The sequence below is a fragment of the Pantoea sp. SGAir0175 genome, assembly GCF_043547855.1.
On record NZ_CP028082.1, the window covers coordinates 411,316 to 434,805 of the forward strand.

Annotated in this window: 23 protein-coding genes; 12 read left to right on the forward strand and 11 right to left on the reverse strand. The window is 59.5% G+C overall.

The genetic code is table 11. The features are described from left to right. Positions 1–74 precede the first annotated feature (74 nt). Positions 75–1,889, forward strand: a complete 1,815-nt coding sequence (locus tag C1N56_RS21150) for a glycoside hydrolase family 15 protein (RefSeq protein WP_262258534.1) — start codon at positions 75–77, stop codon at positions 1,887–1,889. 29 nt (positions 1,890–1,918) lie between these two features. On the opposite strand, the gene C1N56_RS21155 is transcribed toward C1N56_RS21150, so the two are convergent. Continuing rightward, positions 1,919–2,782, reverse strand: a complete 864-nt coding sequence (locus C1N56_RS21155) for a DMT family transporter (protein ID WP_021509548.1) — start codon at positions 2,780–2,782, stop codon at positions 1,919–1,921. A 213-nt stretch (positions 2,783–2,995) separates the two neighbouring features. Further along, positions 2,996–3,901: a LysR family transcriptional regulator gene (locus tag C1N56_RS21160; RefSeq protein WP_058781398.1), complete on the reverse strand. Its 906-nt coding sequence runs from the start codon at positions 3,899–3,901 to the stop codon at positions 2,996–2,998. A 144-nt stretch (positions 3,902–4,045) separates the two neighbouring features. Here C1N56_RS21160 and C1N56_RS21165 point away from each other — a divergent pair, with 144 nt between their 5' ends. Further along, positions 4,046–4,795 carry an SDR family oxidoreductase gene (locus C1N56_RS21165; RefSeq protein ID WP_394517506.1) on the forward strand — a complete coding sequence of 250 codons (750 nt, stop codon included), beginning with the start codon at positions 4,046–4,048 and terminating at the stop codon, positions 4,793–4,795. Positions 4,796–4,856: 61 nt separating this feature from the next. On the opposite strand, the gene C1N56_RS21170 is transcribed toward C1N56_RS21165, so the two are convergent. Both C1N56_RS21170 and C1N56_RS21175 read right to left on the reverse strand, forming a co-directional pair. Further along, positions 4,857–6,293, reverse strand: coding sequence for a sugar porter family MFS transporter (locus C1N56_RS21170; protein ID WP_394517507.1), 1,437 nt, complete (start codon positions 6,291–6,293; stop codon positions 4,857–4,859). A gap of 102 nt (positions 6,294–6,395) precedes the next feature. Further along, a complete protein-coding gene (locus C1N56_RS21175; protein ID WP_394517508.1) occupies positions 6,396–7,568 on the reverse strand; it encodes an ROK family protein in 1,173 nt (390 codons plus the stop codon). A 207-nt stretch (positions 7,569–7,775) separates the two neighbouring features. Here C1N56_RS21175 and C1N56_RS21180 point away from each other — a divergent pair, with 207 nt between their 5' ends. Genes C1N56_RS21180 through C1N56_RS21195 form a run of 4 tightly spaced genes read left to right on the forward strand, consistent with a single transcriptional unit; the run spans position 7,776 to position 12,611 of the window. Beyond that, on the forward strand, positions 7,776–9,095 hold the full coding sequence (locus tag C1N56_RS21180) for an MFS transporter (protein WP_021509553.1): 1,320 nt from the start codon (positions 7,776–7,778) through the stop codon (positions 9,093–9,095). Positions 9,096–9,105: 10 nt separating this feature from the next. After that, positions 9,106–10,749, forward strand: a complete 1,644-nt coding sequence (locus tag C1N56_RS21185; protein ID WP_394517509.1) for a GMC family oxidoreductase — start codon at positions 9,106–9,108, stop codon at positions 10,747–10,749. Continuing rightward, entirely contained in the window at positions 10,742–11,821 is a 1,080-nt protein-coding gene (locus C1N56_RS21190; protein WP_394517510.1) for a M24 family metallopeptidase, read from the forward strand. Before C1N56_RS21185 ends, C1N56_RS21190 begins: the two co-directional genes overlap by 8 nt. A gap of 10 nt (positions 11,822–11,831) precedes the next feature. Then, complete coding sequence (locus C1N56_RS21195; protein WP_394517511.1) at positions 11,832–12,611, forward strand: SDR family oxidoreductase; 780 nt, start codon at positions 11,832–11,834, stop codon at positions 12,609–12,611. 14 nt (positions 12,612–12,625) lie between these two features. Here the strand turns inward: C1N56_RS21195 and C1N56_RS21200 are convergent, their stop codons facing one another. Continuing rightward, complete coding sequence (locus C1N56_RS21200; RefSeq protein ID WP_104187186.1) at positions 12,626–13,327, reverse strand: OBAP family protein; 702 nt, start codon at positions 13,325–13,327, stop codon at positions 12,626–12,628. Between the two features lie 272 nt (positions 13,328–13,599). On the opposite strand from C1N56_RS21200, the gene gcvA reads away from it, so the two are divergent. The 4 genes from gcvA to C1N56_RS21220 all read left to right on the forward strand — a co-directional run bounded on the left by gcvA (position 13,600) and on the right by C1N56_RS21220 (position 16,726). Next, entirely contained in the window at positions 13,600–14,505 is a 906-nt protein-coding gene (gene gcvA / locus C1N56_RS21205; protein ID WP_394517512.1) for a transcriptional regulator GcvA, read from the forward strand. Positions 14,506–14,580: 75 nt separating this feature from the next. Then, the gene (locus C1N56_RS21210; protein WP_394517513.1) at positions 14,581–15,408 is read left to right on the forward strand and encodes an EamA family transporter; all 828 of its coding nucleotides are present in this window, start codon (positions 14,581–14,583) and stop codon (positions 15,406–15,408) included. Between the two features lie 19 nt (positions 15,409–15,427). Beyond that, on the forward strand, positions 15,428–16,318 hold the full coding sequence (locus tag C1N56_RS21215) for an oxidoreductase (protein WP_394517514.1): 891 nt from the start codon (positions 15,428–15,430) through the stop codon (positions 16,316–16,318). A gap of 162 nt (positions 16,319–16,480) precedes the next feature. After that, a complete protein-coding gene (locus C1N56_RS21220) occupies positions 16,481–16,726 on the forward strand; it encodes a hypothetical protein (RefSeq protein WP_058781389.1) in 246 nt (81 codons plus the stop codon). A 2-nt stretch (positions 16,727–16,728) separates the two neighbouring features. Here the strand turns inward: C1N56_RS21220 and bdcA are convergent, their stop codons facing one another. Further along, a complete protein-coding gene (gene bdcA, locus C1N56_RS21225; protein ID WP_021509562.1) occupies positions 16,729–17,442 on the reverse strand; it encodes an SDR family oxidoreductase in 714 nt (237 codons plus the stop codon). 88 nt (positions 17,443–17,530) lie between these two features. Here bdcA and C1N56_RS21230 point away from each other — a divergent pair, with 88 nt between their 5' ends. After that, complete coding sequence (locus C1N56_RS21230) at positions 17,531–18,106, forward strand: TetR/AcrR family transcriptional regulator (protein WP_394517515.1); 576 nt, start codon at positions 17,531–17,533, stop codon at positions 18,104–18,106. A 39-nt stretch (positions 18,107–18,145) separates the two neighbouring features. Here C1N56_RS21230 and C1N56_RS21235 read toward each other — a convergent pair whose 3' ends face one another. The 4 genes from C1N56_RS21235 to C1N56_RS21250 form a co-directional block, all read right to left on the reverse strand. Next, the gene (locus C1N56_RS21235; protein WP_104187178.1) at positions 18,146–18,844 is read right to left on the reverse strand and encodes a GntR family transcriptional regulator; all 699 of its coding nucleotides are present in this window, start codon (positions 18,842–18,844) and stop codon (positions 18,146–18,148) included. A gap of 126 nt (positions 18,845–18,970) precedes the next feature. Continuing rightward, the gene (locus C1N56_RS21240) at positions 18,971–20,164 is read right to left on the reverse strand and encodes an enolase C-terminal domain-like protein (protein WP_394517516.1); all 1,194 of its coding nucleotides are present in this window, start codon (positions 20,162–20,164) and stop codon (positions 18,971–18,973) included. A 1-nt stretch (position 20,165) separates the two neighbouring features. Then, on the reverse strand, positions 20,166–21,485 hold the full coding sequence (locus C1N56_RS21245; RefSeq protein ID WP_021509566.1) for an MFS transporter: 1,320 nt from the start codon (positions 21,483–21,485) through the stop codon (positions 20,166–20,168). Between the two features lie 230 nt (positions 21,486–21,715). Further along, entirely contained in the window at positions 21,716–22,609 is an 894-nt protein-coding gene (locus C1N56_RS21250; protein WP_222952296.1) for a LysR family transcriptional regulator, read from the reverse strand. Positions 22,610–22,729: 120 nt separating this feature from the next. Here C1N56_RS21250 and C1N56_RS21255 point away from each other — a divergent pair, with 120 nt between their 5' ends. Continuing rightward, on the forward strand, positions 22,730–23,269 hold the full coding sequence (locus tag C1N56_RS21255) for a nuclear transport factor 2 family protein (RefSeq protein ID WP_021509568.1): 540 nt from the start codon (positions 22,730–22,732) through the stop codon (positions 23,267–23,269). Here C1N56_RS21255 and C1N56_RS21260 read toward each other — a convergent pair. Beyond that, positions 23,250–23,468 (reverse strand): hypothetical protein, encoded by a 219-nt coding sequence (locus tag C1N56_RS21260; RefSeq protein WP_152999226.1) that lies wholly within the window; start codon positions 23,466–23,468, stop codon positions 23,250–23,252. The genes C1N56_RS21255 and C1N56_RS21260 overlap by 20 nt on opposite strands. Between the last annotated feature and the right edge of the window lie 22 nt (positions 23,469–23,490).

The following is a 23,490-nucleotide window of genomic DNA, read 5'->3' on the forward strand; positions in this document are numbered from 1 at the left end:
CCGGGGAATTCCACCCGAATTACGTGGCTGCCAGCAGGCGGCCACGCTGCCGTTTCTGCTGACAGGGAAGATCCATGAATAATCAAACGTTCCAGTCGCCGGTGCGCGAACGGGGCTTCGCGCGTCTCGGTGACTACGCGGCCATCGGCGAGGGCCGGTCGGTGGCGCTGATCGCGCCCGACGGCGCGATTGACTGGTGGTGCGCGCCCAACCTTGACTCCGCCCCGCTGTTTGATCGCCTGCTCGATCCCGAGATCGGCGGTTTTTTCCAGATCGAACCTGATGCCCCTTATCGTACCGAACGCGCCTACCGTGCTGACAGCAACGTACTGGAAACCCGCTTTTTTACCGATAACGGCAGCGTACTGCTGACCGAATCGCTAAACAGCACGCTGGCTGGTCGTCTGCCGTGGAGTGAGCTGGCGCGGCGCGTGGAAGGCGTTGACGGCGAAGTGACGCTGCGCCTGACGCTGCGCTTTGGCACCGTTGCCGAAACCCGCTCGCCGTGGCAGGACAGCACCGAACAGGGCGACGTCTACCACGTTGGCGATCTGCTGGCGATGCTGCGCACCAGCGAGGACTGGCAGATCGAACAGCGTGACGATGAGCAAATCAGCGCTACGCTGCGGACGGCTGCGGACAGTCGATCGCTGGTGGCGTTGCTGGTCACCGAGCGCGAACCGCTGGCGGTGCCGCCGCTGGAGGCGATCGATACCCGGATTGAAACCAGCCATACCGCCTGGTGCGACTGGACCCGCAGCCTGAGCTATCAGGGGCGCTTTGCTGAGCACGTGCGCCGCTCGGCGCTGTCGCTGAAATTTTTATGGTATTCCCCCACCGGCGCGCTGGCGGCGGCAGCCACTACCTCGCTGCCGGAAGGCATTGGCGGGGAAAAGAATTATGACTACCGCTATGCATGGGTACGCGATGCCTGTCTGATCATCAAAGCCTTTGTTTTTCTCGGTGCGCTGGAAGATTGTAAAGCGGCGTTCTCCTGGCTGTCGAAAACCATTATCCGCCACGGTACCGCGCTGCGCACCTGCTACACGCTGGAGGGTAACGAAGTGCCTGCCGAACGCTTTGTGCCGCTGCGTGGCTATCATCATTCCCAGCCGGTACGCGTGGGCAACAACGCCCGCGACCAGCTGCAGCTGAGCATGTACGGCGATATGCTGGCGACCGCCGAGTTGTTTATACGCGCCGGGCACGTACTGGATTTAGCCACCTCGCGCATGCTGGGTGCGCTGGCCAATCACTGTGCCGATCGGTGGCGGCTGAAAGACAGCGGTATCTGGGAACTGCCGGAGCAGCAGCACTATACCCATTCGAAAATGGCCTGCTGGCTGGCGCTGGATCGCGCCGTCGCGCTGGCCGAAGCACGCCACATTGAACCCACGTGGCTGAAACGCTGGCAGCGCGAGCGCGACCGCATCAGCAGCTGGATTGAAGCGCACTGCTGGAACGAAGAGAAACAGGCGTATGTGTTTTATCCCGACAGCAACGGCCGGCTGGACGCTGCGCTGGCGCTGGTGCATCCCTACGGTAGCCGCGTCAACCCGGCACGTATGCAGGCCACCTACCGTGCCATTGAGCAGGAACTGGGCCACGGCAGCGCCATGCTGTATCGCTACAGCGGCACGGAACAGGAAGAGAGCACTTTTATCGCCTGCTCGTTCTGGCTGGTGGAAGCCTGGGCGGCGCTGGGCGAGACAACGCGTGCCGAAAGCGCTATGCAGCAGATCCTCGACAAGCTGTGCCAGCGCGGCAACGTGGAAACCTTCAATGAAATGTTCGACGTGCGCAGCGATGAGTGGCGCGGCAATATGCCGCAGGGCCTCAGTCATCTGGCGTTGATTTGCGCCGCACAGGCGTTGACCGATCATGGCTGAAATGCCCCGCCGGCTGGCGGGGCATGATGTTAACGCGAAGGCTGTGGCGCACGAAACACCAGCAGGATACCCGCCAGAATCGCCGCCATGCCCAGCAGGCTCAGCCACGGCAGTCGGTTACCCAGCAGCAGATAGTCGAGCAGCGCGGTAATCACCGGCACCAGATAAAACAGGCTGGTGACGTTAACGATACTGCCCGCGCTCAGTAAGCGATACAGCAGCAGCTGGGCCACCACGGAGATCATCACGCCGAGGAACAGCGCGGCCAGCCAGAAATGCAGCGTGAAACTGACATGAAACGGTTTAACCGGCAGCAACAGCAGGCACAACAGTAAACTCACGCCGTACTGCAGCGGCAGCACCTGCGCCGGATGCTGCGTCACCCGCTGCTGCATGATGGCACCGAAGGTCATGCACAGCAGCGCGGCCAGCGCAAACAGCACGCCGCTGAGCGGCAGCTGCGACGCCGCCAGACTGCGCCACACCAGCAGTATCAGCCCCGCCAGCGCGACCGTTAAGCCCAGCAACCGCCTGCCCGGCAGACGCCGCTCCACCAGGCACAGCGTCAGAATTGGCTGGATGCCCATGATGGTGGCGATCAGCCCTGGCGTCACGCCCTCCGCCATCGCCTGGAAATAACACAGCGAATAAGCGCCGATCAACACCAGGCCGGTCAGCATTACGCGCGGGCGCGTACCGGGCTGCGGCAGCCAGCGGCGGCGAAACAGTCCCACCAGCAACAGCGCAACCAGCGCGATGCTAAAACGCACCACCAGCAGTGCCAGCGGTGAGGCATTATCCAGCCCGAGACGCGAGAAAATGGCTGCGCTGCCCCACAGCAGCACAAAGCCTGACGTCGCTGCCTGCGAAGTCAGCGAAGAAGAAGAACGCATAGCATTGCTCCTGAAACAAACGTTGTTAGCGCGCTCGCTTAGCGAGGCGCAGGAAGTTCGATACTTAGCGAATCACAACGCGTGCCGGAGGTGGCGGGCAGCAAGGCGCATACAGGCGAAAGTCAGATGACGATGCGGAATCAGCAGAGAGTGTCATAAACGCGCCTGTAGGATGGGGTTGAGGCCAAACGTTAACAGATTGTTTACACCCTGTCATCCATTTAGCCGTTGCGGAAACACCTCACGCAGCCAGTCGATCAGCACCCGCAGGCGCTGGGTGAGATGGCGGCTTTGCGGATAAACCACGTGGAACGGATAGTCGGACGGACGCCAGTCGGCGAGGATCTCCACCAGCCGTCCGGCCTGCAAATCCGCGGCCGCAGCGTAACGGAACGTCTGAATGATGCCCAGACCCGCCACCGCCGCGGCAAGGTGCGCGTTGCTCTCATTGACGCCAACGCGATGCGCGGTCTTGACCTCGATTCGCTCTTCGCCGTGGCGGAAGCGCAGCGGAAAGGCGCGCCCGCTCTGCGGCGACAGATAGCTGATGATGCGATGGCCGTTGTTCAGCTCCTGCGGATACGCCGGAATGCCGTAGGTCCGCAGATAGCCGGGCGTGGCACAGGTGATCATTTGCGCATTGCCTAAGTGCCGTGCCACCAGTGACGAATCGCTCAGCGGACCGCCGCGCACTACGCAGTCCACGTTATCACTGATGAGATCCACGGTGCGATCGGACACGCCAAGGTCCAGGGTGATGTCGGGAAACCTGGCGACAAAATCGGGTAGCGCCGGCAGCAGCACATCGCGCGCCGTTGAGCCGCCGATATCGATACGCAGCTGACCGTGCGGTTTCGTCGTGACGCTATTGAAAGCACAATCGATATCTTCCAGATCGCGCACGATGCGCAGCGCCCGCTCGTAGTAATCGCGCCCTTCTGCCGTCACCGTGACCCGGCGCGTGGTGCGCTGCAACAGACGCACGCCGAGATGCGCTTCCAGCTCCTGCACCAGCTTACTCAGGGTGGCGTTAGGCATATCCAGTGAATTGGCGGCCCGGGTAAAGTTGCCTGCCTCAACCACGCGGGCGAACGCCCGGATTGCCAGCAATTGATCCATTGTCGCCCCTTACCTGATTATCCACCCAGAGAAATAGTCCTTTCGATTTTACACCATTTATCCGTAAAAGCGGCAGCGCTACAGTGCACTTCAGCGACGGCAAGGCCGTCACCACTTAACCTGATCAACTGTGGAGTACATACTATGAACCTGATTCTGAAAGACAAAATCGCTTTAGTGACCGGCGGCACCTCCGGTATTGGCCTCGCCACCGCCCAGGAACTGGCGGCACAGGGCGCACGCGTATTTATCACCGGTCGTCGTCAGGCTGAGCTGGATGCAGCCGTCGCCAGCATCGGCGGCGGCGCCACCGGCATTCGCGCCGATGCGGCACAGTTAAGCGATCTGGATGCCGTCTATGCGCAGATTGCGCGCCAGGCCGGCCGGCTGGATATCCTGTTTGCCAACGCCGGTGGCGGCGACATGCTGCCGCTGGGGGCCATCACAGAAGAACATTTTGATCGTATCTTCAGCACCAACGTCCGCGGCGTGCTGTTCACCGTGCAAAAAGCGCTGCCGCTGCTGAGCGATAAGGCGTCGGTGATTCTCACCGGCTCCACCGCCGCGATTCAGGGTACGCCGGGCTTCAGCGTTTACAGCGCCAGTAAAGCGGCGGTGCGTAACTTTGCCCGCTCGTGGGCGCTGGATGTGAAAGATCGCGGCATCCGCATTAACGTGGTGAGCCCTGGCCCGGTGCAGACGCCAGGCTTAGGCGGCCTGGTGCCGGAAGATCAGCGCCAGGGGCTGTTCGATGCGCTGGCCGCGCAGGTGCCGCTCGGTCGTCTGGGTGAGCCGGGAGAGATTGGCAAGGTGGTGGCGTTTCTCGCCTCCGACGCCGCCAGCTTTATTAATGCAGCCGAGCTGTTTGTTGATGGCGGCATGGCCCAGGTGTAAACGGCTATCTGACAGGTGCGCCGCCTGGCGCACCGGCTTTCTGCCTGAAGCATGGCTGCGGTTACCGCAGCGAATGCTCACCTGCCACCGCAGCCGGCTCGCCTGCGGTGAGCTGCTGCTCCAGCAGCTCCAGCGATATGCCTTTGGTCTCCGGCACGCGACGCAGCACAAAGACAAAGCCCGCCGCACAAATCACGCCATACAGCATAAAGCTGCCCGCTGCACCAAGTCCGGCATTGAGGATGGGAAAGGTATAAGTCAGCACAAAACAGGCAATCCACAGCGCCAGCGTGGCGACCGACATCGCCAGACCGCGAATCCGGTTAGGGAAAATTTCCGCCAGCAGCACCCAGGTGACCGGCGCCAGCGTCAGCGCGTAAACCGCAATCGCCGCCAGTACCAGAATCAGCACCGGCCAGCCGGTGATGCCCAGCGTGTAGGCACCGGCAATCAGTGCATAACACAGCGTCAGTCCTCCGGCACCGATCAGCATCAGTTTGCGGCGGCCGAGCCGGTCCACCAGCGGCAGCGCCAGCACTGTTGCCAGCAAATTGATCAGGCCGGTGGCCACGATCGACTTCAGCGTGCCGTTGATATCGAAACCAGCCGAAGCAAAAATCTCCTGCGCATAATTGAAAATCACGTTGATACCGCACCACTGCTGGAAAATCGCCAGCACGATGCCGGTGATGACAATCGGCAGCGTGCGCGGTGCCAGCAGCGAGCCGGCGCGGGCGCGCGTTTGCTGGCGATCCTGTTCCAGCGCGCGGGCAATCTCGCGCTGCGTCTGCTGCGCATAAGCAGGCGAACCAATTTTATTCAGCATCGCCAGCGCGCGCTGCGGCTGGCCCACCAGCATCAGCCAGCGCGGTGATTCCGGCACCCACATCATCAGCAGCAGAAACGCCAGCGACGGCACGGCAGCCGAGGCGAACATCCAGCGCCAGCCAACCTGACCGTTCCAGGTTTCACGCAGCGCCGCATGGGTTGATGCGCCGACGACCGGATCGGCAATCATCAGGTTGACCAGCTGCGCCGCCAGCACGCCAATAACGATTGTCAGCTGGTTAACCGCGACAAACTTGCCGCGCTTGTCTGCCGGGCTGATCTCCGCGATGTACATCGGGCTGAGCGCCGAGGCGATACCAATGCCGACGCCGCCGATAATGCGCCACCAGACAAACAGCGTAAAGCTGCTGGCCAGCGCGGTGCCGATCGCCGACACCACAAACAGCAGTGCGGCGACAATCAGCGGCAGCCGCCGCCCCAGCTTGTCCGCTGACCAGCCGGACACCAGCGCACCAAACACGCAGCCCACCAGCGCCGAGCTCATCGCCCAGCCGGATGCCGCCGGATCGGTGACGTTAAACCAGGCCTCATAGAAGGGTTTGGCCCCGCCAATCACCACCCAGTCATAGCCAAACAGCAAACCGCCGCAGGCTGCCACCAGACAGATGCTCCACACGTAACGCATATTCAGATGTTGATGATTGTTCACGGCCACTCTCCGCACCAGGGTCAAAGTGCGGCTATCTCACCACCGATACCGCAGGGTGAAAGTTCAGCCTCTCACAGATTTTAGTAACAGGAGTTTAGTAAACTACGCCGTACCGGGATCGGCCTCGACATAGAGATAACCGATGCCGAGGACCTGACGCGCGCGATCCAGCTGGCCGAAATGCACGTTGGTGGCTTTGCTTTTCAGCGCATCGCGCGGATCGAAGGGATTGAAATCAATCTGGTGCACGATGGTCTGCAGCCAGCTCTCACCAAAAGTACAGCTGCGACCGTACAGCCAGATTTGATTGATATTCAGCGTATTAAGGAAATTGTACAGACTCATGCCGATGGCTTCCGCGCTGCGCAGCGCCCACTCGACGATCCACGGCTCGCCGGCCTGCCAGGCGGTCAGCAGCTGACGGCTGGTGGGCTGCACCGTCTGCGGCGCGCGCTGATGCGCCAGCCGCTTAAGCGTGCTGAGCGAGGCGACCGTCTCCAGGCAGCCCTGCCGTCCGCAGTTACAGCGCTCCCCGTGCGGATCAATAATGGTGTGGCCAATCTGCCCGCTGCCGTACAGGTTGCCGCGAAAGATCTCGCCGTTGATGACAAATGATGAGCCGATGCCGTAATCGACATTGATGACGCAGAATTCGGCCAGCGCATTGCGGTTCAGCCACTTTTCCGCCAGCGCCAGCATCACGCAGTCGTTATCGACGCGGACGTCAACTGCCAGCTTCTCCTCCAGCAGAAACTTCAGCTGCAGCGGGCTGCGCCACGCCGCCTGCGGCATATGCTGCGAGACGCCGGTTACCGGATCGACCTGCCCGTGCACCGCCAGCGCCAGATTAATCTGCCGCTTCGGCCAGCGTTTACAGGTCGCGCGCCACACCGTTTCAATCTCCGCCAGCAGCTGCTCTGGCGTCTGCGCGTTGATGCTGATTTGCTGATAGTCGCCCTGCGCCACCAGCTGCGCATCCGCCAGCTGCAGCTCAATGCTGGTCGGCTTGACACACAGGCACAGCGTCCACGCGCCTTGCGCTGGCAGCTGAAAACTGCCGTTGCTGTTGCCGCGCGTGCTCAGCGTGGCGCTGGAGTGCTGCACGTGGCCCTGCTCCAGCAGCTCCTGCAAAATCTTGCTGGCTGCCGGTATGGTCAGGCCGCTGAGCTGCGCCAGCTGCGATTTGCTCAGACGTTTATGACGCCACATCAGCTGCATAAACAGCGCTTTATTGTGCTTACGCACCTGGAAATTATTCAGTCCGACGGTTTTCACGCGGCCTCCTTTCGCTTCATCCGCGCTCATCTTACTAAACAGTGTTTACTGACTTCTGTGATGGTTGCGCCATCCTGCGCGCCTGCCGTGCTTTAGAGTCCCTGCTCATAACAACCTGTTCGCGCTATTCCGGTAAAAAACGTTCTGATAATGCCGGGCGAACGCTTTATCTGGCTGTGCTGACACCAACCCTACAGAGAAAACATAATGACAACATCACCTGCAACCCATCCGTGGCTGATCCGCCTCGGCATTCCGCCCGCGCTGGCCTGGGGCTATCTGGCAGTCCTGCTGTTTATGATTGGCGACGGCGTCGAGTCCAACTATCTCGCGCCCTATCTGCACGAAAACGGCTTCTCCCTGAATATCGCTGCCTGGGTAATCGCCTTTTACGGCGTCACCGTCACGCTGGGCTCATGGCTGGCCGGTTCGCTGTCAACGCTGATCGGCCCGCGTAAAGTGATGCTGGCGGGCGGCCTGATCTGGATTGTGTTTGAAGTGCTGTTCCTGGCCGTGGCGCTGCCGTCGCACAGCGTGCTGCTGCTGGCACTAACCTATGGCCTGCGCGGCGTGGCTTATCCGATGTTTGCCTACGCCTTTCTGGTGTGGATTCAGTCGGCGGCCCCGGCGGAGATGCGCGGCTCCGCCACCGGCTGGTTCTGGCTGGCATTTACCGGCGGGCTGCCGACGCTCGGTTCGCTGGTAGCGATCTTCTCTATCCGCCTGGTGGGCGAATACGCCACCTTCTGGCTGTCACTGGGTCTGGTGGCGATCGGTCTGCTGGTGATGCTGCTGGCGCTGAAAGAGCGCAGCGGTTATCAGTCGCTGCTGGATGCCGAACATCGTCAGCAGGGCACGCTGCGCACGCTGATGGGCGGCATCGATATTCTGTGGCGTGAGCCGCGCATCGCTGCCGCGGCAGTGGTGCGCATCATCAACACCACGCCCTACTTCGGCTTCTTTATTTTTTTGCCGGGCTTTTTCACCGAACAGATTGGCTTTTCCCAGACCGAATACCTCAGCCTGATCACCATCATGGGACTGGTGGGCATGAGCTTTAATCCCATCGTCGGCAAGCTGAGCGACCGCATCGGCTGGCGCAAAGTGCTGACGGTGTTCGGCGGCCTCGGCTCCGGTGTCTCGATGCTGCTGATGTACTTTGTGCCGCAGTGGAGCCACGGCAGCTTTGTGCTCAGCGTGATCTGCGCGTGCCTGTACGGCATCACGCTGTGCGGCTACGTGCCCGCCGCCGCGCTGTTCTCCTCGCTGTGCCAGCCGAAGGACAAAGGTAACGCCATGGCGATTTACTGCTTCGCCGCCGGTTTGTCCACCTTCTTCGGTCCGGCGCTGTACGGCGCAATCAATGCGCTGCTCGGCACACTCGGGGTGGTTTGGGGCTACGCCTTCCTGTATCTGGTGAGTGCGTTTATCTCGTGGCGTTATCTGCTCAGTCCGCTCGATCCGGGCGAGCAGCACAACCCGGCGGCGCAGCGCCTGCGCCGGTTAGATTCCATCGCATCGGAGTAAACGGAGCGTTATGAAAGAGTACGATTACATTGTGGTGGGCGGCGGGAGCGCGGGCTGTATCGTTGCCGCGCGCCTGGTCAGCGAAGGAAATGCGCGCGTGCTGCTGCTGGAGGCCGGGCGCGACGAATACCATCCGGTGCTGAAAATGCCCGCCGGCTATATGAAGTTTCTCGCCAGCGACCGGTTTCTGACTATGCATCAAACCGAAGCGCAGCCGCAGCTCAACGGACGCGGCGTGATCGTGCCGCAGGCCAAAGTGCTGGGCGGCGGTTCGACTGTCAACGCCATGGTCTACATGCGCGGTCATAAACAGGATTACGCCGACTGGAACCAGGCGCTGGGTCATCAGGGCATCGACTGGTCGTGGGAGGCGCTGCTGCCGCACTTTACCGCCATCGAAGATAACGATCACCTCGGCGCACCCAATCACGGCGTTGGCGGCCCGATGAAAGTGTCGCATCTCGGCCACTTCAGTCCGCTGAGCCGCGCCTATGTCAAAACCCTGCAGGGGCTGGGTATTCCCTACACGCCGGATTTTAACAGCGGCAATCCGTCTGGCGTCGGCTTCATGCAGCACACCATCGACGGTCAGACGCGGCAACGCTGCAGCGTGGTCGATGCGTTTATCAACCCGCTGCGCCATGACGCACGGCTGACGCTGGTCACCGGTGCGCAGGTTGAAGAGGTGCTGTTTGACGGCACCTGCGCCAGCGGCGTGCGCTATCGTCAGGATGGCCAGCCGCAACAGGCGCGCGCCAGCCGCGAAGTGATTCTGGCCGCCGGTGCCTATCAGACGCCAAAACTGTTGATGCTCTCCGGCATCGGTCCGCAGGAACAGCTGAAACAACACGGTATTACCGTGCGCCATGCCTTGCCGGGCGTGGGTAAAAACCTGCAGGACCATTACGAAGTACCGGTGGTTGCCAGCACGCGCGGTGCGTTTGGCTACTACGGCCAAGATCGCGGCTGGCCGATGGTCAAAGCCGGACTGCAATATCTGCTGTTCAAAAGCGGCCCGGTGACTACCACCGGCGTGGAAACCTGCGCCTTTTTCGATCCGCTCGATTTCACGGCGACGCCCACCATTCAGATGTTCTGCGTGCCAACGGTATATCTCGATCGCGATGTAATGGGTGCCGATCCCGGTGACGGTGTCACGGTGAACTCCCTGCTGCTGCGCCCTAAAGCCACCGGTGAAGTCACGCTGCGCGATAACAACGCCAGCAGCCTGCCGGTGATCGATACGCAGATTTTCGGCCATCCGGACGATTTAGCCCGCACCCTCGCCGGTTTTCGCTTTGCGCGTCAGGTGCTGGCGGCCGCGCCCATCCGCGAGATGGTCGATCAGGAGATCTTCCCTGGTGCGGAAGTCACCAGTGATGAAGCGATTGGCGCCCACTGCCGGCGCATGGTGAAAACCGGCTATCACCCGGTCGGCACCTGCCGCATGGGACACGATGACGATCCGCTGGCGGTGCTGCACGACGACTTGCGCGTGCGCGGCGTACAGCGGCTGCGCGTGGTGGATGCCTCGATGATGCCGAATACTATCAGTGGCAACACCAATGCGGTGGTGATGGCCGTGGCGCATCGCGCTGCGGAGCTGGTTCTGCAGTCGCAGATCGTTGAGCACAAGGAGGCCGTGTATGAGTGACAAACTGGCGCGCCTGCAACAGGCGCTGGCGCACTGGCAGCTGGATGCGGTATTGCTGACGCGCCGCGATAACATCGCCTGGCTTACCGACGGGGCCAGCTATTATGTGGTAGAGCGTGCCGAGACCGGCGTTGCCAGCCTGCTGATCGGCCGCGACAGCGTGCTGCTGCTGGCACCGGGCAATGAATTACCGCGCATTCTGGCCGAAGAGCCCCTGCCGTTCAGCTGTGCGACCCGGCACTATCCGTGGTACCAGTCGCTGAGCAGCGTGCTGCCGGCGGGCAATATCGGCAGCGATACGCCCATGGCAGGATTGAGCGATATCCAGCCGCAGATGATCACGCTGCGCCAGGGGCTGAGCGCACCGGAACAGCAGCGCTTTCGCACGCTGGGACAGGAGACGGCGCAGATTGTCGAAACGGTGGCGCGCCAGCTGCGCGCGGGCGTCAGCGAATGGCAGGTCGAAGCCGACATTGCCGCCGGCTGTCTGGCGCGCGGCATTCGCCCAATGTGCACGCTGGTGGCCGCCGATGAGCGCATCGCCGCATTTAAACATCCGGTACCGACGCGCAAAACGCTGCAGCGCATGATGCTGATCACCCTCGGTGCCGAACGGCACGGTTTGCATGTCAGCCTGACGCGCCTGGTGCATCTCGGCGAACCCGACCCGGCGCTGCGCCAGCGCATTCTGACGCTGGCGGAGATCCACGCCGATATGCTGTATGCCACCCAGGCGCAGCGCAGCTGGTCAGCGGTTTTTGCCGACATCACTCAGGCTTATCAACGCCACGGCCACGCTGAGGCGTGGCGCGATCATCATCAGGGCGGACCGGCTGGCTACGGCTGTCGCGACTGGATTATCACCCCGGAGAGTCGCGGCGAGGTACAGCCCGACACCGCCTTGGCGTGGAACCCGACGCTGAGCGGCGTGAAAAGCGAAGACACTTTTTTGCTCAGCCGCAGCGGGCTGGTGCCGCTCACGCGCAGCGACAGCTGGCCGCTGATTCGCCTGCAGCGCGGTGATAATACCCTTGAACTGGCCGACTGGCTGATTCTCCCGACATCCTCATAAGGAAGCGACTATGTCCCCACGTTTAGCCAATAAAACCGCCATCATTACCGGTGCCGGTAGCGGCATCGGCAGCGCCATCGCCACCCTGTTTGCGCGCGAAGGCGCCCGCCTGGCGCTGTTTGATCGCGACGCACACAGCAGCGAAGCGCTGGCGGCGCAGCTACAGCAGCAGTCCGGCCAGCGCTGTCTGGCCTGCGCAGCCGATGTCACGCAGCCGCAGCAGGTTAGCCACGCGGTACAGCAGGCGCAGCAGGCGCTGGGAGATATTGATATCCTGATCAACTGCGCTGGCGTAAACGTTTTTCGCGATCCGCTGACGCTGGACGAGGATGACTGGCAGCGCTGCATGAACACCAATCTGAAAGGGCCGTACAACCTGATACGCAGCGTCCTGCCGGCGATGCTGGCGCGTCAGTATGGCAACATCGTTAACGTTGCATCGGTGCACGGGCACAAAATCATTCCCGGCGCGTTCCCTTATCCGGTGGCTAAACACGGGCTGATCGGCCTGACGCGTTCGCTGGGCGTGGAGTACGCCGCGCAGGGCATCCGCGTAAACAGTATTTCGCCCGGTTTGATCATGACGCCAGCCGCTGAAGCCTGGCTGGCGAGCTGTCCGGATCCGCAGGCCGAGCGCGCGCGTCAGGCGGCGCTGCTGCCGTGTAAACGCATCGGCGAGCCGGATGAAGTGGCTTACACAGCGCTGTTTCTCGCCAGCGACGAGGCGCGCTTCATCAATGCCACCGATATCCTGATCGACGGTGGGCGCAGCCAGATGTATCACGAGTAAAGCGGAATCGCCGGTTACGGATGCACGCGCCGGCAACGATCGGCCCCCTCTGCCACCGGATGGGCGGCGATATCAGCGCGGTCAGTGCGGATTGTCGCAGTATCGACGTCAAAGCGCTTGTCGCGGTCAGCCAGCAGCGCCGGATTGAGCTGACCGTCGGCGGTAAAGCCCATCATCAGCGTCGGCGCGCCCAGCGGCAGCGTTTTATCGCGGTCGGTATGCCAGGTGTGCCAGGTTTTTCCGTAGGTGTTGACGATTTTGCTCATCAGCGCGTGCTCCGCGGCCGGCGGCAGGCCGGGCGCAATCAGCGTACCGGATTTCACTTCATAGCGATGGCTGTGCCAGTACTGCTTTTCCTGCGCCGGCAGTTGCTTAAATAAACGTTCGCTGATGATATATTCCACGCCCATTAATTTGGCGTCTTTTTTGTTACCGTCATAAATAACCGCCTGCATCACATCGTCATTAAGAATGGTTACGTAGTGATGGGCCTCCATCTGCCCCTGCTGATTCCCGCAGTAATAATGAAAACCATCCAGATACGTATTGATCGCCTCAATCGGCGGCCGCGACTGCAACGCCGCCGCCCCGCTCTCCAGCAGCGCGGTTTTCCCCGCTTCCGGCGCACCAGGTGCCGTAACCGGCGAGGCGCTGTTATTCGCGCCACAGCCGGATAATAACAATAACGCCAGCGCGCTAAATACACGGTTTCGCATTTCATCACCCCATTCTTATATTGAGTGATAAACATAGTTAATCAGCGTCAGGACGCGAGCGCAGCGGGAACCCTATCCGGCGGCGGATTAAAACCGCCACGCGGTAAATAACCAACCATTCAGCTGGCCGCCGATTCAGTGATGAATGTGTCGGCCACTGTCAGCAAAGTGACAGGCTGTGAGGCTAAACTGGAGGGTGGGTGAATAAGTTTCGTGAGCGAACAGACGATTCCGCTATCATGAGTGAACGCTCATAAAACAAGGCTGCACCGATGAGAGAGTTACCGCCTACCGCCATGCTGCGCGCGTTTGAAGTGGCAACGCGCCATCCGACCTTTACCGCCGCCGCGGAAGAGCTGTTTATCACCCAAAGCGCCGTCAGCCATCAGCTCAAAAACCTGGAAGAGATCTGGGGCGTACAGCTGTTTCAGCGCGGCAAAACGCTGAGTCTGACGCCGGCCGGTGCGGCGCTGGCACCGATCGTGCGCGAGTTTTTCAGTAATCTGGAAACCACCTTAGCCGACTTACGCGAGCAGAAAGGCCGCGTGCGGCTGCGCGTGAATACCACCTACTCGTTTGCGCTGAAGTGGCTGTTGCCGCGCCTGCCGGGCCTGACGCGCCAGCACCCGGAAATTCTGGTAACGCTGGAAAGCACCGATGATGCGATTACCTTCTCGCGCCAGGATTCTGACGTGGCGATCCGCTTTGGCCATGGCAATTATCCGGCGCTGCACAGCGAATTTATGTTTCGTGAAAAGTTGTTTCCGGTCGCCAGCCCGGCGCTGCTGCAGCGCTTCGGCACACCGCAGGAACCGGCAGAGCTGCTGCGTTACCCGCTGCTGATGCGTGATGGCGCCGATCTGGTGCCAAAGTGGGAGATCTGGTTTAAACAGGTCGGCCTGACGCTGGATGCCTTACAGGAGAGCGTACGTTTTGCCGACACCAATATGACGCTGGAAGCCGCGCTGCTGGGGCAAGGCGTGGCGCTGGCGCGCAGCGGTCATGTTGAAAAAGAGCTGCGCGACGGCAGCCTGGTACGGCTGTTCAACGTCGCGTTTTCCTCGCCCGCCGCCTACTATTTCGTCTGTCCGCAGGGCATTGAAAGCCAGCCGCATATTGTTGATTTTCGTCGCTGGCTGCTCGCTGAATCACGTCAGGCGCAGCAGGATTATCAGTGAAGCATGAGTATTTACTCATAGCGCAATGATAAATCTTCGCTTTCCAATCCATTTGCGGCTGCATAGCATCAGCCTATGCCTGATTACATTATTGTCTTAACGCTGTGCGCCGCACTGCTGCACGCCAGCTGGAACACCTTACTGCGCGGCGGATCCGATCGCCTGTGGTCGATGACCATTATGTGCGTGGCGATCGCGCTGGTGTGTGCGTTCAGTACGCTGTTTCTGCCGCTGCCGGCGCGCGCCAGCTGGAAATATGCGCTGCTGTCGGCGCTGCTGCACGTCGGCTATAACCTGTGCCTGGTGCGCAGCTACCAGAGCGGCGATCTCGGCCAGACCTATCCGATTGCGCGCGGATCGTCGCCGCTGCTGGTGACCTGCGCCGCCGCGCTGTTTGCCGGCGAGCACATCGCCTTTACTACGCTGTGCGGCATCGTGCTGGTGTCCGCTGGCATTGTGTCGCTGGCGCTGCGCGGCGGCAAACTGGCGCTGCCGGGCCTGCGCTACACGCTGGCGACCGGTGCCTTTATCGCCGCGTACAGCGTGGTGGACGGCATGGGCGTGCGCGTTGCCGGCAATGCATTTGCGTATACCGCGTGGATGTGCAGCTTGTGGGGCATATTAATGCCGGCGGTCTACATCGCGCTGCGCGACAGCAAAAGCCTGCTGCAGTGGCGACCGGGCGTGCTGAGCGCCGCGGCGGGTGGCCTGGTTTCGCTGCTGGCCTACGGCATCATCATTTACGCCATGACGGCAGCGCCGATGGGCGCGGTGTCGGCGCTGCGTGAAACCAGCGTGCTGTTTGCCGCCGTGCTGGGCGCGCTGTTTATCGGTGAAGCATTAACGGTAAGAAAAATGCTGGCGTGTGCGGTGATTGCACTCGGCACGCTGATGATCGGTTAAGCGATGAGGAGATGGCAGCATGTCTGAACGTTGTAAAATCGCCCTGCTGGGCCCCGGTGCAATTGGTACTACCGTCGCGGCGGTACTGCATGAAGCCGGGCGCACCCCGCTGCTGTGCGGCCGCACGGCCCATGCCCAGTTAACGCTGCGCCACGATGCGGGAGAAATCAGCGTGCCTGGTCCGGTATTGCATGATGCCTCGCACGTGACACAACGCTGCGATTTGCTGTTCGTGGCGGTTAAAACCACCCAGGTCGCGGACAGCGCCGCGTGGCTGGCCACTCTGTGCGATGAAAAAACCGTGGTGTGCGCGCTGCAAAATGGCGTCGAGCAGCAGAGTCAGCTGGCGCCTTATGTCAACGGCGCCACGGTATTACCTTCGGTGGTGTGGTTCCCGGCGCAGCGCGAGCCGGATGCGTCAGTCTGGCTGCGCGCCCAGCCTCGCCTGACCTTGCCGGATGTGCCGCAGGCCGCGCGCGTAGTGGATGCGCTGCGCGACACGCGCTGCGAGGTGGCACTGGCCGCGGACTTTCTCTCCATCGCCTGGCGCAAGCTGTTACAAAATGCCGCCGCCGGTTTGATGGTGCTGGCCAACCGTCGCGCCGGCATGTTTAGCCGCGGTGATATTACGCAGCTGGGATTAGCCTATTTACAGGAGTGCCTGACGGTGGCGCGCGCGGCCGGTGCGGTGCTCGACGACAGCGTGTCGCAGGAAATTATCGATGGCTTTCACCGCGCGCCGCCCGATCTGAGCACTTCGATCCTCGCCGATCGTCAGGCCAACCGCCCGCTGGAGTGGGATACCCGCAATGGTGTGGTAAAGCGCTATGGCCGTCAGCATGCTATTGCTACGCCGATCAGTGATGTCGTGGTGCCGCTGCTGGCAGCGGGCAGCGAAGGGCCGGGCTGATAAAATAGGTTGCCTGACGCGCGGGGGAGAAACCGGTATGCTGCGAATTGTTTATACAACGGCCAGGTTTTGATTGCGCCGCTACCAAGAGGGTGCGATGTTCAGCTGATTTAAACCATCGCCTCCGCGGCATAATCACGATCACAGCAACAGGACGCACTTATGACAGATTACGTTTTTTATCGCAAACAACAGGTTATCGCCACGCTGGAACGATCGGATTCGGAACGTGCCCGGCTGCTGATGGCGGACGGTTACAGCAAGATGGATGAAGAAATTAATGCAGCCAGCGCGCAGACGGCGCTGCGGCGGCTGGCTGATATTCGCCATGAAGAGCACATGACCGAACACGCTTTTGCCACCGGTTCGGTATTCAGCGCGGTGGTCAGCGCCCTGTTCAGACACTGACGTTATGCGCCAAACGCCCCATCAATGGTGTGCATGGCGCCGGTGACGAAACCGGCTTCGGGTCCTGCCAGCCAGGCCACCATGCCCGCCACCTCTTCAGAACGGCCATGGCGTTTGATGGCCATGAAGCTGTGCATCAGATCTTTCATCGGACCATTTTCCGGATTGGCATCGGTATCAATCGGGCCCGGTTGCACCACGTTAATGGTGATGCCGCGCGGGCCGAAATCCCGCGCCAGGCCGCGCGCCAGCCCCTGCAAAGCGGATTTACTTAGCGCATAAGACGCCATACCGGGAATCGGCATGCGGTCGCCATTGACCGAACCGATGATGATGATGCGGCCGCCGGCTGGCATCTGTCGGGCGGCTTCAACCGCAGCATGATACGGCGCGTGAATGTTAATGCGGAACAGGCGATCGACCGCGTCCGGATCCTGTTCCAGCGCATCGCCAAACAGGGCGATACCAGCATTAACCACCAGCACATCCAGCGGTCCGCTGTCGCGCACGGTGGCAATCACCGCATCGCGCTCTGAGCTGTCGGTATGAACGGCAGCCGAACCGGTTTCGTGCGCCAGTTTTTCGGCGGCCTCGGGCGAACCGGAGAAGGTGAAGGTCACGCTGGCACCCTCATCAGCAAAGCGACGCACGATAGCCGCACCAATACCGCGACTGCCGCCCAGAACCAGAACCTGCTTATCTTTAAATACGCTCATTTGCATCTCCACGTGTGATTTCTTAGTATGCATTACAAAATGAGCCCGATTTAATGTCAATGTAATTTTGTAGCGAGCACTATAAAATATGAAATCACCTGGTCGTCCCCGCAACTTTGACCCCGAACACGCCGTAGCGGTTGCGCAGGGGTTATTCCATGCCAAAGGTTATGACGCCGTCAGCGTCGCCGATGTCACTGACGCGCTGGGCATCAATCCGCCGAGCTTTTACAGCGCGTTCGGTAACAAGGCCGGATTGTATGCCCGCGTTCTCGATCGCTACGCCGCCACCGGCTCGATTCCTCTGGCTGAGATACTGCGCGACGACCGCCCGGTGGCCGAATCCCTCGATGCATTACTGAAAGCGGCGGCGCTGCATTATGCCCGGGATGAGGTGTGTGCCGGTTGCCTGGTGCTGGAAGGGATTCGCTGTCAGGATCAGCAGGCGCGTGAGGCGGCCAGGGTGTTTCATCGCGCCGCTGAGGATACCATCCGGGGCTATATTGCGGCCCGCTACCCACAGGACGCGCAGCGTCTGACCGATTTTGTCAGCACCGTGATGTCCGGACTTTCTGCCAGAGCGCGTCAGGGTCACAGCGTTGAGCAACTGCTGGCCAGCGCGGAGCTGGCGGGTCTGGCGGTGGTTGCAGCGCTTGAGGCGTGATCGCTTTTCAGCGATGTTCTGACTGCGAAGTGATGCCGATCAACTGGCTGAGTCGGTGTCCGCCACCGACCGCTGGAACATGCGCATAATGCCGCCAAGATGCCAGTGCAGAAGTTCCAGCGCCTGTTCATCCTCGTAATTAGTTAACCGCGCCACGATCGCCTCATGATCGTTTTGCGAACCCTGGAACTCATCCGGCGTGCGCGTCAGGTGATTGAGAAAGGCGCGAATGCGGTTGATGCTGGTTTTGTAAAAACCGACCAGCTCGCTGTTCTGGCTGCTTTCAATCAGTGCCATATGAAACGCCGCATCGGTTTCGCGGTAGGTCTCCGGCGCGTTTTGTAATGCATCGCGTCCACGCGCCAGCTGTTCGTTCAGGCGCGCGATCAGCGCCTGACGATCGTGTTGCAGTGCCAGCTTTAATGCGCCTGATTCCAGAATCTGCCGCATCTCACAGGTTTCGCGCATCTCCCGCTCATTGAACGAAAACACAAAAGTGCCGCGCTGCGGGATAATTTGCACCAGACGCTCCATCTCCAGCTTTTGCAGCGCCGCTCTTACCGGCGTCCGGCTCACGTTAAGCTGGGTGGCAATATCGTTCTCGGAAATTAATGCACCGGGTGCAATCTGGCAGTTCACGATCAGGTCACGAATATGATCGGCCAGAATGCTGCTCAGTGACTGCGGGCGGAGGATGTTTTTCGATGACCAGTCAATGATGAGTTTATCGGCGGGCATAGCGTGGCGAGCGTCCTTTAAACAGCGAGCATTTAGGGGGTCAGAATGACGGTGGGCACTGTGTTTTGTAGTATACAAGAGACAGATCCCCCAAACAATAACGGGCCTGTTTGAGGGAGCGTTGGGTTATGAGGTGAACAAGTATGTCTGCTGCTGAATATGCGCTGGATTAAGTGCCATGCCCATGCCGGGTCCCTGCGGTACCGGGATTAACCCGTTCTGCGGCACCAGCGGATCGCGCAGGAAGTACTGATGAATATCGTTCCATTTCACCAGATACTCCTGATAAGGCGTGTGGATCGGCGATTGCGTGGTGCTGAAATGGGCCGTTGCGATGCTGGAATGACCGTGCGGGATCACTTGCAAATCGTACAGGGTGGCGATAGCGGCAATTTTTAGCGTTTCTGAAAGCCCACCGCACCAGTAGATATCGGGCTGAATCACATCCAGCGCCCCGGATTCAAAGAAGCGTTTAAAACCCCAGCGCGTGTACTCATGTTCGCCTCCCGCCATCGGGATGGACAGTTTGTCTTTGAGTCGTTGCATACTGCCGATTCTGTCGGCCATTACGCACTCTTCCAGCCAGCGCGGGCGATACGGCTCAATGCCCTTCGCCAGTTCAAGCAAATACGTCACATCCATCGACTGCCAGCAATCAAACATCAGATCGTAATCATCCCCCACGGCTTCGCGCAGCGTTTTTGCCAGTTCGATGTTTTTCTTCAGCCCTTCTCTGCCGCTCATCGGGCCGTGGCGGAAAAACCATTTTTGTCCGCGATATCCCAGCGCCTTATACTCCAGCGCCCGCTCGTGCACCCGCGCCATATCCTGCACCGCAAAGCCCAGCATCGATGCGTACGCCGGAATTTCTTCCCGTAACGACCCGCCCAGCAGGCGAAACACCGGTTGCTGCATCCATTTGGCACGCAAATCCCACAAGGCACAATCCACCGCGCTGATCGCCAGCATGCCATCGCCCTGACGCCCATGAATCTGCGCCCGGTACATCTGATCCCACAAACGCTCGGTGTCGCGCGGATCCTGACCCAGCAACAACGGCCGCAGCTGGCCATGAATGATTGACGCAACGGCATGCGGCACCGGTCCTGCCAGCCCGTCCACGCCCTCATCAGAAACGATCTCAAGAAACACAGTGGTAATGGCAAAACCGTTTTCCAGCTGAACGCCACCGTCATGATTATTCACGGTACGAAACTGCGCATAGACATCGGTGGGACGTGCGAGACGCTCCTCCCAGAAATCGCCCTCTCCCGGCATCACGCCTTTCACCTGAAGTAACCGGACATCAATAATCTTCATACTACTGCCCCTCACGTTGTTCATTGCTGGCCTGGTAAGCCGGTAAACGCTGACGACGGAAGATGATGCTCAGGGTAATAATCGAGAGCATGGCCATCGCCGCCAGCCAGTAAAATCCGCCGTTATAACTGCCGCTGCGGTCGCGTATCACGCCGATGACCCACGGATTCACCACACTGGCAATACTGCCCAGCGCATTGATCAGGGCGAGGCCGCCCGCCACCACGGACGCCGGGATAAACTGCGCGGGCAATCCCCAAAACACCGGCATCGCGCCGAAAAAGCCAAATGCCGAACAGCACAAAAACATCATTTTCACCAGCGAGTTATCGAACCACGCAACGCATAACAGCCCGACAAAGGAGAAGATCAGCGCCAGATAGTTGGCCAGCAGACGCGACCCGGGACGATCGGCTATGCGTCCCAGCACCAACATGCCGGCCAGACCAAATACGTAAGGGATGATGGTGATGAATCCGGTCTGAACATGACTTAAGCCGGTTTCGCTGATGATCAGCGGCAGGAAAGTGCTCACCGCGCCGTTGAGGTTCGCCAGTCCGTAATAGGTGAGGCTGAACAACAACACCAGCGGGCTGAACAGCGCTTTCAGCAGACCGCCGTGGCCGCGCGACGGCAGTTTTTGCCGCTCAGCAGCCAGTGTTGTCACCAGCCAGTGCTGCTCATCTGCGCTGAGGAAGCGGGCATCTTCCGGCCGATCGGGCAACGCAAAAGGGACGATCAATCCCAGCACAATCGCCGGAATGGCCTCCAGCAGAAACATCAGCTGCCAGCCGCGCAGCCCCAGCCATCCGTGCAGTTCTAACAACAGGCTGGAAACCGGTGTGCCGATAATCAGCGCAATCGGGATGCCGGTCATAAACGAGGCGATGATGCGTCCGCGCCACGCCACCGGAAACCACAGGGTGAGATAAAACACGATGCCGGGGAAGAAACCAGCTTCAGCTGCACCCAGCAGCGCGCGCATCACATAGAGGCTGTTTTCACTCCACACAAACATATGCGCACCGGAGATGATGCCCCAGGTCACCATAATGCGGGCGATCCACCAGCGCGCGCCCACCCTTTCCATTAGCAGATTGGAGGGCAGTTCGAGGATGGCGTAAGGCAGGAAAAACAGACCGGCGGCGAGGCCAAAACTGGCGGCGCTGATGCCGAGATCGGCATTCATGGTGAGGGCGGCCACGCCGATATTGGCGCGATCGATCACCGCAATAACGTAGCAGCCAATCAGCAGCGGAATCAGTCGCCACGACAGTTTACGGATCACCCGCTTTTCAATTTCAGTATCTGTACTTTGCATGGTCTTTCCCGGTGTTGGTGACATGGATAAAAAATGCACTTGTATACAAGTTCTGTTGTATACATCCGCTGAACACTCTTCAATGGGCTGAGTACGGAAATGAGATATGAAACGTTTCAGCGTGAAGCCGCTGGTAAACGTTTATAATAGGGGCGAGCCGGGCGAAGATGAGCTAAAAACGTGGTGATTAATCGAAGTGAACAGAGTGCGCTGGCACACTCCGGGCAGGGTTATTTTATGCGAAGCCATTGTATAAACGCGCGCATGGCAGGTGACATGGCTTTACCCGCTATCCAGCAAAGTGAATAACCCGGGAATTCCATCTCCCAGGGTTGCAGAAGGCGACAAAGCTTGCCGGCGGCCAGCGATGCACTGACCCGTTCCGCCGTTAACTGAGCAATACCTGCGCCAGCAATAGCGGCCTGCCGCTGCCTTTCGCGATCGTCTACCACCAGATTTCCATGCACGGGAATATCAAAAATTTTCCCCTCATTTAAAAACTGCCAGGGCTCTACCCTGCTACTTCCCGGCCAGCGCCAGCCGATGCAATTGTGATTGAGCAGATCTTCCGGCACTTCAACCGCACCATGCTTTGCCAGATATGCTGGCGCAGCGACCACAATCTGATGGAGCGGCTTGCCTAATGGAATAGCAACAAATCCCGGTTCCAGCACCTCGCCTAAGCGCAGTGATAAATCATAGCCACCGCGGCTCAGATCGACCGGCGCATCGCTGGTTGTGATATCCAGCTGCACGTTGGGATAATCAGTAAGAAACCCGGCAATATTGTGATCAAGAAACATTTCAGCACCCGATCGAAAAGCATGAACGCGAATCAGCCCCTTAATATCCTGGCTTCTGGCGTGTGCCTGCTGCAGGGTTTCATACAGATTAGCCATAATGGGTGCAGTCTGAAGAAACAGGGACTTGCCATCATCGGTAAGATATACCGCCCGGGTGGTCCGGTTCAGCAAACGTTGCCCGAGTTGTGCTTCCAGCGCGGTGATTTGCTGACTGACGGCTGACGCGGATACCCCGAGTATTTCCGCAGCGGCTCTGAAATTCAGTTGCTGAGCAACCACGACAAAAGCCCGTAAAGCCAGATACTCCGCGCTGTTAATCATTATTGATGTCCTTTATTAATTGCCACTTAACACACCATTAAGATACAGGAACTTCACGCCTGTAAGTATCTCGTTATAATCACTCAAATCATAATTAATAAATAATATCAGGAGCGCTTTATGCTGCAAGAAAACCTTGAATTAGCGCAGAGATTACAAATTATCGAAGACAAACTGGCTATTTATGAATTGATTGCGTCACATCCTCCCAGCGCAGATACTGCAATGGCGGAATATACATTATCGGTTTATCTGGAAAAGAGTGAATTCAATCGTGGCCCTCATCTTGATGGTGCGGAGGGTGCAGAGGCGATAGCCGCCTTTATTTTGCGGCCTGAGCATGAGGAAGCACTGGCTAGCGGATTAGCGCATTTTACCGGATTACCCTTGATTGATCTGCGCGGAGACAGCGCGGTAGTCACCTCTTATTTACAGTTAATTTATCTGGATGATAAAGGCGAATCACGCATGCTGGCCAATCACGGCAGCTCTCCTGGCTATCGCATACACCGTGTTGTAGTGAATCGCTGGGAGTTAAAACGCATTGCGGGCCAATGGAAAATTCATCGCAGGACGTTGATTCCTGTGGACGGTAGCGGTTTATCACGCGCATTGCTTTCCCAGGGTCTCAAAGATGTATTCAGCCGGCAATCACGATAATTAACGCGACAAGACAGTCATTGAGCCAGACCACGCTATGCAGCGACGTCATCAATGATAATCCGCTACGAGACTGGCGGCGCAGGTTGGTGTCCAGCATGGCAACAGTCTGGCTATTCCTTTCAGCCAAATTCTTTGATGATGTACTTGCCTGTAACGTATGAAATTTATCAAAGCCGACATTCTTATCCTGTAGCAATGCAGCATATTCCCCTATAAAT